Genomic DNA, 11998 nt, shown 5'->3' on the forward strand with positions numbered 1-11998 from the left:
AATGGGTGCAATAAGTGATGAATCACACATACATAACATGTAGCCTTAAGTAATGAAAGCGCGGCTGGATCTGCTGGCCACCGTGGACCAAGGCGTCACGGAGAGCGAGATCTTCCGGCTCGCCCTCCAGCACTCGGTGGCCGAGCTGGACGGCTTGGGCGGGACCGTGCATCTGCGTGGGCCGATGTCCGCGCTGCGGCTCGTGTCCTCGACCGGGCTGCCCCCGCATCTGGTGCGGCCCTGGGAGATCATCGACCAGGAAGGGCCGACCGCGCCCGCGCTCGCCGTGCGGCAGGGCGGGGGCGCCGGGGTGTGGGTGCCCGGTGGGGGCGGGGACGGGTGGCCAGGGGCCGGGCTCGCGGCGGTGCCGGTGTCGGGTGGAGACCGTACGGTCGGCGCGCTCACCCTTGTCATGGGGGACCAGGGGAGGCCGACCGAGGCGCAGTGGGAGTTCCTGCGGGCGGTCGTCGCCTGGGCCGAGGAGCGGATGGGCCAGGCGCCGCCGCCCGCGCGGGCCCGGCCGCCCGGCGAGGAGATGAGCGGGCCGCGGCTGCGGCAGGCGCTGAAGGCCGTCCAGGTCGGCACCTGGGACTGGAACATCCACACCGGCGAGCTGGCCTGGGACGACGCCGCCATGGTCATCTACGGCACCGACCCTGCCGACTTCGTTCCCCGCATCGAGAGCTGGATGAAGGTCGTCCACCCCGACGACCTGGCCTGGACCCTCGCCGCCGCCGAGCGGGCGATCCGCAACGGGACCGTATTCGAGGCCGAGTACCGGGTCCGGCGCCCTGACGGCGGTTACGGCTGGACGCAGGCGCGCGGCAGGACCGTACTGGACGAGCGGGGCGAGCCGGTGCGGATGGTCGGCCGCGCCTGGGACAGCAACGAGTCGCCCTCAGCCCGCGACGCCCTCAGCCGCGCCCTGCGCCATATGAGCGACGGTTTCCTCGCCGTGGACGACGACTGGCGGATCACCTTCGTCAACCTGGCGGCGGAGCAGGCCCTCGGCTCCTCCGAGGAGGAGCTGTTCGGGCACCCGCTGTGGGAGCTGCCCTCGCTACGCGATGTGCCGGGCCTGGAGTCCCGCTGCCGGGAGGCCGCCGCGGTGGGCCGGCCCGCCGGTTTCGACGTACGGACGCCCGAGAACGACCGCAGCTACCACCTGCGGCTCGTCCCCGTGCCCGACGGCGTCACGCTCTACTTCACCGATGTCACGGAACGCCGCCGCCATCAGGCCGAGCAGGACGCCACCGAGCGGGCCGCCGCCGAGCGGGCCGCCCGGATCGCGGAGCTGACGACCGCCCTCGCCGGGGCGACGACCTCGCGGGACGTGGTGGACGCCGTGGCGCGGCGGGTGCTGCGGCCGTTCGGCGCGAGCGGGCTGATCGTGCTCGCCGTGGAGGCCGGCGGCGACCGGCTGTCGTGCATCGGGTCGGTCGGCTATCCGCTGGACTTCGTCGATGTGATCGTCCGCTCCACGCCGGTACGGGGCGGCCCCATCTGGGAGTCGATCCTGAACGGGAAGCCGCTGTTCATCTCCTCCGCCGACGAGTTCGTGGCCCGCTACCCGGACATGCGGCACCGCCCGTCCGAGGCCGCCAAACGGGCCTGGGCGTTCCTGCCGCTGATCGCCTCGGGACACACCTTCGGCGTCTGCGTGCTCGCCTTCGACCGGGCGCACCGCCTGCCCGACGAGGACCGTACGCTGCTCATCGCGATCAGCGCCCTCGTCGCGCACGCGCTGGAACGGGCCCGGCTGTACGACGCCGAGCACACCCGGTCGCAGGAGCTCCAGCGCGGACTGCTCCCCCGTACCCTCCCCGACCTGCCCGCGTGCACGGCCGCCGCGCGCTATCTGCCCGCCGGGCAGGGCATGGACGTGGGCGGCGACTGGTACGACATCATCCCGCTCTCCGCCGGGCAGGTCGCGCTGGTCATCGGCGATGTGATGGGCCACGGGCTGCCGGAGGCGGCCACCATGGGGCGGGTCCGTACGGCCGTCCACACCCTGGCCGCCCTGGAGATGCCGCCCGACGAGATCATGAGCCATCTCAACGAGATCGTCGGCACTCTCGGCGAGGACTCGTTCGTCACCTGCCTGTTCGCGCTGTACGACTCGACCACCCGGATCTGCTCCTTCGCCCGCGCCGGGCACCCGCCGCCCGCCGTGGTCCACCCCGACGGCACCGTCCACTTCCCCGAACTGGCCCTCGCCCCGCCGCTCGGCGCGGCGGAACCGCCGTTCGAGACGGCCGAGCTGACGATCCCCGAGGAGGGGCTGCTCGTCCTCTACACGGATGGCCTGATCGAGTCGTCGGGCCGCGAGATCGACGAGGGCATGGCCACCCTCGCCGAACTGCTCCGTACCGCCGACACCTCCCCCACCGCCGATCTGGACCAGCTCTGCGACACCCTCACGGCCGGGCTCCTCCCCGCCGACCAGCCCACCTCCGACGACGCGGCGCTCCTGGTCGCCCGCGTCCACGCGCTCGCCACCGACCACATGGCCTCCTGGCCGCTCCCCTCGCACCCGCAGGCGGCGGGGGAGGCCCGCAAACACGTCCGGGAACAGCTCGCGGCCTGGGGCCTGGACGAACTGGCGACGACCACGGAGCTGCTGGTCAGCGAATTGGTGGGCAATGTCGTACGGCATGCCAAGGGGCCGGTACGGCTCCGGCTGCTGCGCAGCGCGGAACTGGTCTGCGAGGTCGGTGACGGCAGTCTGACCACGCCCCGGATACGGCGCGCCTCGGCGACGGACGAGGGCGGACGGGGGCTCCAGCTCATCACCGCTCTCTCGCAGCGGTGGGGGACGCGGTACACGGCCACGGGCAAGTGCATCTGGACGGAGCAGGCGCTCCCGGGCGCGGAGGGAGACCACCCGGGGCCCGGGGATCTGGATGGACTGGGGGGCTTGGGGGGCTTGGGGGGCCTTGGTGGCCTGGAGGACTTGGGGGGCCTGGATGGGCTCCGTGGGCTGGACGGGCTGGACGAGGTGGATGGGGTGGACGAGGTGGATGGGGTGGACGGTCTGGATGGACTGGATGGGCTGGGCGACCTCGGGGGGTCGGGCGGCCCTGGGGATCCCGAGAGCCTCGAAGACTTCGGGGGGTTCAGCGCGCCGCCGCATCGCGTGTGACCGGGGCAGGCATCGGCGGGCGTCGGGGCGCGTTCGGGAGCGTACGAATTCCGCCATATCCGAGTGATCGCGGGGCGCGCCCGTCCCGTCGGTGTCACCATCTCCGTCCGAGGCCGGACGCGGCGAAGAGGCGGACGGCGCGGAGAGAGCGCGCACCAGTGCGGGGCCAGGTATCACGCCAAACTGTCCCCGCCTCGTTTACGGGGTCGAATCCGGCGCCGACAGCCTTTACGCAAAGCTCACTTGGTCCACTACTCTTCCACTTGTCACACCACCAGCATCACAGTCTCCACACTCAACGCACCCCGCCCATGGCCCCGTTCGGCCACCCGCGTCCCCCGCGACGCCCCCTTCCTCTTGTGCCGACCGATCACCGATCCCCCAGATCGCGATCACGGATCCGCGTACACCCGTCCCCGCGGGCGACGCTGGAGGCAACCTGCGCATGTCAGAGATGAGCGGCGCCGACCCCACTCGGCCCACCGACCAGGCACCTCCCGAAGGCCCGCCGAACGCCGTTCCGGTGCCCCGGGGCGGCCTTCCCGCGCCGGAGCGACCGCCCCACACCGAGCAAGCTCCCCCCACCGAACAGCCGCCCCACGCCGCGCAGCCACCCGCCCGGGGCAAGGAACTCGCGGTCATGGGAGCGGCCGGGTCGCCCGCCGGGCCCGATCCCTCGGATCTCGAACTCTTCGCCGAAGGTGCCGGGGGCCCCGGCGCCGCCGGGCGCCTCTCCGGCACCAACCCCGGCCGGCTCAAGGGCCTCCCCGGCCGGCTCCCTCCCGAGGGGCCGCCCATCGGCCTCAGCCGGCCCGGGAGTTCGGTCGGGCCCTCGGCGCTGCTGCCCGTACCTCCGCCGGGTCCCCCGCCCGGTCCCCGGGCGGCCGGGCCGGCGGGCGGGCCGTTGCCGTACGAGGAGCCCGAGCCGCGCACGCGCTCCCTGTGGTTCACGGTGCTGGCCGGGGTGGCCGCGCTCGCCTGTGGTGCCACGCTCGTCGTCGTCGCCGGTGAGCCGGACCGGCAGGCCGGGGAGGCCGCGGCGCCGATCACCGGTGCGAGCGCCCCCGGGCTGCGCGGCTTCCCCGAGCGCCCGGAGGGCAACCCGGGCGACGGCGGCGACTCCGCGGGCTCCCTGTCCGAGGGCGAGTCCGCCGCCTCGGAGGCGGGGCACGAGGAGGCCGCGAACGGCCAACCCCCGCGCGCCGCGAGCAGCGAGGCGCCCGCCCCGTCCCCGGACGGCCCCGACGAGGACGGGAAGGACGGCGCGGGATCCGGGTCGGGTACGGGTACCACGGACGCCCCAGGGCCGGGCCCGGGCGGCGCCCCCGACGGGAACGGGAAGGGGAACGGCGGCGCGGGCGGCGGAGGCGGCGAAGGCGGCTCGGTCGGCAGACCCACCACCGCGCCCACCCGCAAGGCCGCCATGCAGGCCGTCAACTACCCGGACCGCTACTGGCACATACGCGACAACGGCGGCGGCTACCTCGACGCCGTCAGCCGCGGCGCCGCGGCCTTCACCGTGACGGCGGGCCTCGCCGACTCCACCTGCTACTCCTTCACCCTGGGCAAGGGCCGCTATCTGCGCCACGCGCAGTTCCGGCTGCGTGCCGACACCGACGACGGCGGCAGCACCTTCCGCAAGGACGCCACCTTCTGCCCGCGCGCCCTCGGCAACGGCACGATCATGCTGGAGTCCGTCAACTACCGGGGCCGCTTCGTGCGCCACCGTAACTTCCAGCTCTTTCTGGACCCGTACGAGAACAGCCGCCTCTACTGGGCCGACACGGCCTTCCGTATGGTCGCCGGCTGACCGCCGCCCGGCCCGCCGCCGTCGTCGGCGGGCCGATGGCATAGGGTCGTGCGCCGTCGGGACTTCGAACACCCGAACTGGGGGAACCGGTGGGGAACGCGCGTTGGGTCGTCCCGGTGATGGCCGGGCTGGTGATGACCCCCGTCGCCGTCGGACTCGGCTTTCTGCTGATCTCGTCGGTCAACGACGGCGAGGAGGCCGACCTCGGCGCGCCCGCTCCGATGTCGACCGAGCTGAAGCCCGGTGACGGCGGTGTGCCTCCCGAGTACGGGCAGCTCATCCTGGACGCGGCGGCCGACTGCGACCAGAAGCTGCCGGCCACCGTGCTGGCGGCGCAGCTCAAGCAGGGCAGCAACTTCCAGGCGCGCGCCCAGTCGGTCGAGTCCGGGGACCGCCCCCCGGCCCAGGGCATCGCCCAGTTCCGGCCCGCCGACTGGGAGGCCGAGGGGTACGACGCCAACGAGGACGGCACGGCGGACGTCTGGGACCCGGCGGACGCCATACCGTCGCAGGGCCGGGCGATGTGCAAGCTCCTCGCGAAGGCGAAGGAACACCCGGAGTACCGCGGCAAGCCGATCGAGGTGGCCCTGGCCGCGTACCACGCGGGGTGGGACACCGTGGAGACGTACCGCGGTGTGCCGCGCGCCAGTTGGGCGGACGGGGCGACGTACGAGTACGTCAAGGGCGTCGTGAAGTCCGCCGCCTACATGATCGTCCCGGCCGGGGGTTCGCTGCCCGGGAGCTGGACCCTGCCCGTCACGGGCCCGGCGGGCGCCCCGTACCACCAGCAGGGCTCCTCCTGGTCCACCGGTCTGCACACCGGCATCGACTTCATCGTGCCGACGGGCACCGAGGTCAAGGCGATCGGTCCCGGTGTGATCGCGACCGCGGGGCCGGGCGGCGACTACGGCAACCAGATCGTCATCCGCCACGACGACGGCACGTACAGCCAGTACGCCCATCTCTCCGAGATACGGGTCAGCGCCGGCCAGCGCGTGCAGGGCTCCACCGTCATCGGCCTGTCCGGCGCCACGGGCAATGTCACCGGCCCGCACCTCCACTTCGAGATCCGTACGGGCCCGGACTTCGGCTCGGACATCTCGCCGCTCCCCTACCTCCGCGACAAGGGCCTGATCAGCTAGCCGTCGCCAACCGGCTCAGACCGTGACGACGGTGACGTGCTCCAACTGCCGGAACGGCGCGAGCTGTTCCTCTGTCGCACCGGTGTCGGTGACGAGGGTCCAGGCCCGGTCCAGGGGCGCCCAGGCCGTGAACGGGCGCTGGCCGAACTTGCTGCTGTCCGCCAGGACGTACAGCTCCGCCCCGCGCGCGGCCATCAGCTCCTTCAGCGAGGTCTGCTGGAGGCTCGCCTCACAGATCCCGAGCTTCGCGTCCAGACCGTCCGCGCCGAGGAAGACCTTGTCGGCCGTGAGCCGGGACAGGGCGAGTTCGGCGAGGGGGCCGACGAAGCCGTGGCTGACATGGCGGAGGGTGCCGGCGAGGGTGATGACCTCGACGCCGTCCGCCTCCGCCAGTTCGACCAGGGTGGTCAACCCGTTGGTGATGACGGTGAGTTCGCTCCGCCCGCGCAGATGGTGGGCGAGCCGGCCGGTCGTCGTGCCCGCGTCGAGGATGACCGTATCGCCGTGCGCGATCCGCGCAGCGGCCCAGCGTGCGATCCGGTCCTTCTCCGCGACCGCGAGCCCCGAGCGCTGGTCGAGGGAGGGCTCCGGCGTATGACCGGGGGTGATGGCCCCGCCGTAGGTACGGGCCAGTTTGCCCTGCTCCGTGAGCTGGGCCAGATCGCGGCGGATCGTGGACGGGGTGACCGCGAGGGTACGGGCCAACTCCTCCACCGCTACGGTGCCGTCGGCGGCGACCATCCGCAGGATCAGTTCGCGGCGGTCCGCAGCGCGCAGCCGCTCGGGGCCGGGTGCCGGGTCGGGAAGGCCGGGGCCGGCGTCGTCGTGCGGGCCCTGCGGGGCGTTCTGCGGATCCATCGTCGCCATCCTCTGGTCACCCGGGTCACCGGACAGGTTATCCCCGCCGCACAGAAGACACCGTACAGACTCTTGCGCGTAACGCGCAGCCATGTCAGCGTTCTGCACGCAACACGCAAATGGAATGGTGGCGGGTCGCGCCCAACGGCGGGCGCTGAGGCGGGAGAAGCATGACGACACGGAGCACGCCGGCGACACCGGCAGCGGCGAAAACGAAAGCGGCGGCGCCGGCGGCTTCGGCCGCGCCCGAGGATCCGTACGCGCTGCATCCCTCGGACGCGCTGGATCCGCCCACCGGATTCCGCGGCACGGTCAGGCGTCTTGGCCCCGGCATGGTGCTCTCCGCGGCCGTGGTCGGCTCCGGCGAGCTGATCACCACCACCGCGCTCGGCGCGAAGGCGGGCTTCGTCCTGCTGTGGCTGGTCGTCATCAGCGCCCTGGTCAAGGTCTGGGTGCAGATCGAACTGGCCCGCTGGACCATCCTCACCGGCCGTACCGCGCTCTCCGGTTACGCGCAGGTCGGGCCCAGGTTCGGCGGACGCGGCCGGCCGGGCGCCGGGGTCGGCTGGATCAACGTGCTGTGGATCCTGATGGACTTCGCCAAGATGCTCCAGCGCGGCGGGCTGATCGGCGGCACCGCGGCGGCGTGCAGCATCCTTCTGCCCATCGGCGGCGCCGCCCTCTCCACCACCTCGCTGACCGTCTGGACCGTGATCATCGTCGCGGTCGTGGTCGCCCTGATGTACTCGGGCCGCTACAGCTCCGTCGAGAAGACCGCCTTCGTCACGGTCGTCGTCTTCACCCTCGTCACCGTGGGCCTCGCGCTCGGCCTGCCCTGGACCGACTTCTCGTACGGTGGCGCCGAGTTGGCCTCCGGTCTGACCTTCGCCATCCCGGCCGGGACGGTCGGTTTCGCGATCGCCATGTTCGGCATCACCGGGGTCGGCGCCGACGAGATGACCACGTACACCTACTGGTGCCTGGAGAAGGGGTACGCGCGCTGGACCGGCCCCGACGACGGCACCGAGGAACGCGCCCGGCGCGCCGAGGGGTGGATCAGGGTGATGCGGATCGACGCGCTCGTCTCCTGGGGCGTGTGCACCCTGTGCACGCTCTCCTTCTACGTCATCGGCGCGGCCGTGCTGCACCCGCAGGGCCTGGTCCCGCAGGGCAACGAGATGATCACCACCCTCTCGCGCATCTACACCGACACCCTCGGCCCCTGGGCCCACTACCTCTTCCTCGCGGGCGCCATCGCCGTACTCTTCTCGACCCTCGTCGGCTCCACCGCGAGCGTCCCCAGGCTGTGGACGAACACCCTGGGCCTGCTCGGCGTGGTGGACTGGACCGACGTACGGGCGCGCAGGCGCACGATCCGTATCCTCACCGTGGCGCTGCCGCCGCTGTGGGCCTCCTTCTACCTGTTCATCCAGTCACCGGTGCTGATGGTCCAGATCGGCGGGATCGCGGGAGGGATCTTCCTGCTCGCGGTGGTGATCGCGGTGTGGCACCTGCGGGCGGCCGACGTGGACGCACGCTTCAAGCGGAGCAAGGGCCTCAACGCGGCCCTCGTGGCGAGCAGTACGGCCATCGGCGTCCTGGGCGTCTACTCGGTGCTGGAGGTCTTCGGACTGGGAGTCGGCTGACCGGTGGACGAGCGGACGAGTTGACGGCCGGACCGATGGAAGAGCCGCAGCGGAACTACGGAGAACAGGGAATGAGTACGCGATGAGTACGGAAGAGCCGCACGCGGGCCGCGAGCCGGAAGGCGCCACCGCGCACCCCGGGCCCCTCGGGCACCCCGGGCCCCTCGGCGACGTCCTCGTGACGACGCCGAGTTTCGGCCAGACTTCCCGCGCCCCCTGGGAGGTCTTCGAAGCCGCCGGCGCCGCCGCTCGCCGCAGCGCCTCCACACACCCCCTCGGCGAGGCCCAACTCACTGACGAAATACGGGACATGGCGGCCCTGGTCGTCGGCCTCGACACGGTGACGGAGGCCGTGCTGGCCGCCGCGCCCCGGCTCAGGGTCGTCGCCAAGCACGGCGTCGGCACGGACAACATCGACCTCGACGCCGCACGGGAGCGGGGCGTACGCGTGGTCAACGCGCCCGGCACCAACACCGGCGCCGTCGCCGATCTGACCTTCGCGCTGCTGCTCGCCGCCGCGCGGAAGATCGTCCCGGCGCACGCGGCGGTCACCGGGGGCCGCTGGGACCGCTTCTTCGGCCCGGAGCTGGGCGGCCGTACGCTCGGCGTCATCGGCTTCGGACGGATCGGCCAGGCCGTCGCCCGCCGCGCCCACGGCTTCGACATGGACGTCGTCGCGTACGACCCGCACCTGCCCGCCGAGGTGTTCGCGGCGGCCGGGGTCCGCTCCGTACCGTTCGACGAACTCCTCGCCGCCAGCGATGCCGTCACGCTGCACATGCCGCTGATGTCGGACCGCCCGCTGCTCGGGCGCCGGGAGCTGACGGCGCTGCGCCCCGGCGCACTGGTGCTCAACACGGCGCGCGGCGGTCTGGTGGACGAGGACGCCCTCGCCGATCTGCTGCACAGCGGGCACCTCGGCGGGGCCGGCATCGACGTCTTCAGCAGCGAACCCCCGGTCGGCAACCGGCTCCTGGACGCGCCCGGCGTCGTACTGACCCCGCACTGCGCGGCGTTCAGCGACCAGGCCAACCGGGCGATGGGCACCGCCGTCGCCACCGATGTGGTGCGCGTGCTGCGCGGGGAGGCTCCTCTGAACGCGGTGGTCTGACGGCGGCGGCCGAGAGCCCGCCCAGGGCGCGTCCAGGGCGCGTCCAAAATCGATGCGATGCCGCTGAGCTGGGAAAACGGACACTCTTTGGCCGGTCGGCTGTCGAACGCTCTGACAAGGTGTCATAATGGGCTGCGTAGCCCTTCGTGCATCCCCCGTCGCGAAGGGCTACACCTCTGCCCAAAGCTCTACGGCCCCGGAACGCCCCAGGCGACCGGGGCCGTTGCGCGCCCGGGACGGCCTCACGGACAGGGGGCTCCCCGCGCGGTCCCCTGCCCATGTTTTTCGAGTCAACAGCGCCGTGGATGGTGTGCGCAAGCCCGGATCTGACCGTGGATCAAGACGTTCCACTTCTCGCCGTCGGCGGTACCTCACCAGGTCAGGGTCGGTTACAGTACGACCCCGTTGACCCGAGCCGTAGGTGGGCGTGGACGTGGACGTGGGGGAGGCCGGCTGAATGGACGGCGACGAGGAGCGGGCCCCGGAACAGCACCCCGCCGACCCGGTGGTCCCCGAGCAGCGCTCGACCGGCCCCGCGCTCGCCGAGCGGCGGGCCGCCGGGCAGCAGGACGGTACGGCCCCTGACGTACGGACGTTGCGGCAGAAGGTCGAGTACATGGTGGAGACGACCTTCCCGGGGCGGCGGATCTCCGGCCGGTTCTTCTCCGATCTCGTCAAGGAGCGCGGCGGCTCCCTCTCCCACAGCTACTTCTCCAACATCCTGGCCGGAAAGGTCACCCACCCCTCGGAGGACATCCTCCGGGCGCTCGGGCTCGGCTTCGGGGTCGACTGGCGGTTCTTCAAGGAGGAGTCCGAGATCGTGGACGAGGTCGTCGCGGGCCTGCGGTTCCTCGCCCGACGGCGTACGGGAGAGATCAGCGGGCCGGGCGCGCCGGGCCCGGAGGACGGCGGACTCCCGCCCGGACTGCTGGCGTTCGCGCTCTCCCTCCTGGAGGACACGGGGGCGGCGCGGCGGGAGCCGGGGCCGGAGCGGTAGCGGGCGCGGCGGACCCCCGTACCCCGGAGCGGGCCGGCCCACGGGCCGCCGCATACTGTATCGAGGCGGCCCCGGCCGCCGGTCCGGCCGCGCCGGTGGAGCCGCGGCGCGTGCCCGCGTCCATGGAGCAACCGGCATGACCTCCGACACCACCCCTGACCCGACGCACGCGACTCCCGCGGGCCACACGGCTCCCGCCGGCTCCGCCACGAGGACGCGGTGGGCCCGCACGGTCACGAACGTACTTCAGCCCCGCAATCTCATCCTGGCCGCCGGCCCCGGCATCGGCCTGGCGACGGCGGGCGACTGGACCGGTATCCCCTGGGGGCTGCTGGCGGCGCTGTGCGCCGGGCTCATACCCGCCGGCTACATCCAATGGCGCGTCAAGCGCGGCGCGTGGGGCGACCGTCACGTCGCCGACCGCACCCAGCGCGCGCCGATCTTCCTGGTCATCCTGGGCTCGATCGGCACCGGGGCGGCCGTGATGCTCCTGGGCGGCGCGCCGACCGGCATCCTGGCGACGATGCTCGCCCTCTGGGTCATGACGGTGGGGCTTCTGGCCGTCAACACGGTGTGGAAGATCTCGGTGGACGCGGCGGTGGCCTCCGGCGTCGTGGCCCTGCTCGCGGCGGCGCACTCCCCGTGGTGGCTGGTGGCGTACACGCTGGTGGCGGCGGTCTGCTGGTCCCGCGTGGCCCTCACATACCACACGGTCGCGCAGACGCTCGCGGGTACGGCCCTGGGCGCCTCGACGGCGGCGGCGTTCCTCTTCATCTGACGCCGTCAGGCCCGGCGGGCGTCCGGCCCCCGGACGTCGGTACGGTGAGCTCCGCCAGGTGGTGCAGCGAGTTGGTGAGGTGCTCGGGGCCGAACGGCGGGAACCGGATGTACTCCCGGACGGACGGCGGGACCGCCGACCAGTCGTAGGTCAGCGTGACCCCGGTCTCGGCCGGACCGAGCCGCGCGAGATCGTAACGCCAGGTCCAGCCGCCGAACTCCAGGCGCCCGTCGTCCTTCTCCTGTCCCGTCAGCCAGCCGATGGCGCGCGGCGGATCGAGCCACCGCACCTGGTTGGCCACCTGGTAACGACCGTTCGGATGGCCGGGGTGGTACATGTCCATCCGGAAGACCTGCCCCACCTCGGTCAGCGGTGCCCGGTCGGCGGCCTCCCGGACCCAGCCGGTGCCGTCGATCGCGGCATGGGTCGTCGGGTCCGCCAGCACCGCGAACACCGTCGCGGTGGGCGCGGCGACGGTCAGGGTGGCGCTCACGTTCTCCTCGGGCATGGTGTG

At 72.7% G+C, this 11998-nt stretch carries 9 protein-coding genes; 7 read left to right on the forward strand and 2 right to left on the reverse strand.

Features of this window, described 5'->3' with window-relative positions:
* Positions 1-52 precede the first annotated feature (52 nt).
* The 3 genes from ACIQ7D_RS06245 to ACIQ7D_RS06255 all read left to right on the forward strand — a co-directional run bounded on the left by ACIQ7D_RS06245 (position 53) and on the right by ACIQ7D_RS06255 (position 6094).
* On the forward strand, positions 53-3142 hold the full coding sequence (locus tag ACIQ7D_RS06245; RefSeq protein ID WP_403934136.1) for a SpoIIE family protein phosphatase: 3090 nt from the start codon (positions 53-55) through the stop codon (positions 3140-3142).
* 445 nt (positions 3143-3587) lie between these two features.
* Positions 3588-4952, forward strand: coding sequence for an AbfB domain-containing protein (locus ACIQ7D_RS06250; protein WP_403934138.1), 1365 nt, complete (start codon positions 3588-3590; stop codon positions 4950-4952).
* A gap of 89 nt (positions 4953-5041) precedes the next feature.
* Positions 5042-6094 (forward strand): peptidoglycan DD-metalloendopeptidase family protein, encoded by a 1053-nt coding sequence (locus ACIQ7D_RS06255; protein ID WP_403934140.1) that lies wholly within the window; start codon positions 5042-5044, stop codon positions 6092-6094.
* A gap of 15 nt (positions 6095-6109) precedes the next feature.
* On the opposite strand, the gene ACIQ7D_RS06260 is transcribed toward ACIQ7D_RS06255, so the two are convergent.
* Positions 6110-6952: a DeoR/GlpR family DNA-binding transcription regulator gene (locus tag ACIQ7D_RS06260; RefSeq protein WP_403934142.1), complete on the reverse strand. Its 843-nt coding sequence runs from the start codon at positions 6950-6952 to the stop codon at positions 6110-6112.
* Between the two features lie 170 nt (positions 6953-7122).
* Here ACIQ7D_RS06260 and ACIQ7D_RS06265 point away from each other — a divergent pair, with 170 nt between their 5' ends.
* The 4 genes from ACIQ7D_RS06265 to ACIQ7D_RS06280 all read left to right on the forward strand — a co-directional run bounded on the left by ACIQ7D_RS06265 (position 7123) and on the right by ACIQ7D_RS06280 (position 11484).
* Positions 7123-8598 (forward strand): Nramp family divalent metal transporter, encoded by a 1476-nt coding sequence (locus ACIQ7D_RS06265; RefSeq protein ID WP_403934144.1) that lies wholly within the window; start codon positions 7123-7125, stop codon positions 8596-8598.
* Positions 8599-8680: 82 nt separating this feature from the next.
* A complete protein-coding gene (locus ACIQ7D_RS06270) occupies positions 8681-9709 on the forward strand; it encodes a phosphoglycerate dehydrogenase (protein ID WP_403934146.1) in 1029 nt (342 codons plus the stop codon).
* A gap of 457 nt (positions 9710-10166) precedes the next feature.
* Positions 10167-10706, forward strand: coding sequence for a hypothetical protein (locus tag ACIQ7D_RS06275; protein WP_403934147.1), 540 nt, complete (start codon positions 10167-10169; stop codon positions 10704-10706).
* A 136-nt stretch (positions 10707-10842) separates the two neighbouring features.
* Positions 10843-11484 (forward strand): hypothetical protein, encoded by a 642-nt coding sequence (locus ACIQ7D_RS06280; protein ID WP_403934148.1) that lies wholly within the window; start codon positions 10843-10845, stop codon positions 11482-11484.
* Here ACIQ7D_RS06280 and ACIQ7D_RS06285 read toward each other — a convergent pair.
* Positions 11477-11992: a polyketide cyclase gene (locus ACIQ7D_RS06285; protein WP_403934150.1), complete on the reverse strand. Its 516-nt coding sequence runs from the start codon at positions 11990-11992 to the stop codon at positions 11477-11479. The genes ACIQ7D_RS06280 and ACIQ7D_RS06285 overlap by 8 nt on opposite strands.
* Between the last annotated feature and the right edge of the window lie 6 nt (positions 11993-11998).

Origin of the sequence: Streptomyces sp. NPDC096310 (assembly GCF_044763125.1) — a bacterium.
GTDB lineage: Bacteria > Actinomycetota > Actinomycetes > Streptomycetales > Streptomycetaceae > Streptomyces.

Bases quoted from the DNA above. Each gene is read 5' to 3' on its own strand.
- ACIQ7D_RS06245 (WP_403934136.1), top strand. From the start codon at position 53: ATGAAAGCGCGGCTGGATCTGCTGGCCACCGTGGACCAAGGCGTCACG.
- ACIQ7D_RS06280 (WP_403934148.1), top strand. From the start codon at position 10,843: ATGACCTCCGACACCACCCCTGACCCGACGCACGCGACTCCCGCGGGC.
- ACIQ7D_RS06260 (WP_403934142.1), bottom strand. From the start codon at position 6,952: ATGGATCCGCAGAACGCCCCGCAGGGCCCGCACGACGACGCCGGCCCC.
- ACIQ7D_RS06250 (WP_403934138.1), top strand. From the start codon at position 3,588: ATGTCAGAGATGAGCGGCGCCGACCCCACTCGGCCCACCGACCAGGCA.
- ACIQ7D_RS06275 (WP_403934147.1), top strand. From the start codon at position 10,167: ATGGACGGCGACGAGGAGCGGGCCCCGGAACAGCACCCCGCCGACCCG.
- ACIQ7D_RS06270 (WP_403934146.1), top strand. From the start codon at position 8,681: ATGAGTACGGAAGAGCCGCACGCGGGCCGCGAGCCGGAAGGCGCCACC.
- ACIQ7D_RS06265 (WP_403934144.1), top strand. From the start codon at position 7,123: ATGACGACACGGAGCACGCCGGCGACACCGGCAGCGGCGAAAACGAAA.
- ACIQ7D_RS06285 (WP_403934150.1), bottom strand. From the start codon at position 11,992: ATGCCCGAGGAGAACGTGAGCGCCACCCTGACCGTCGCCGCGCCCACC.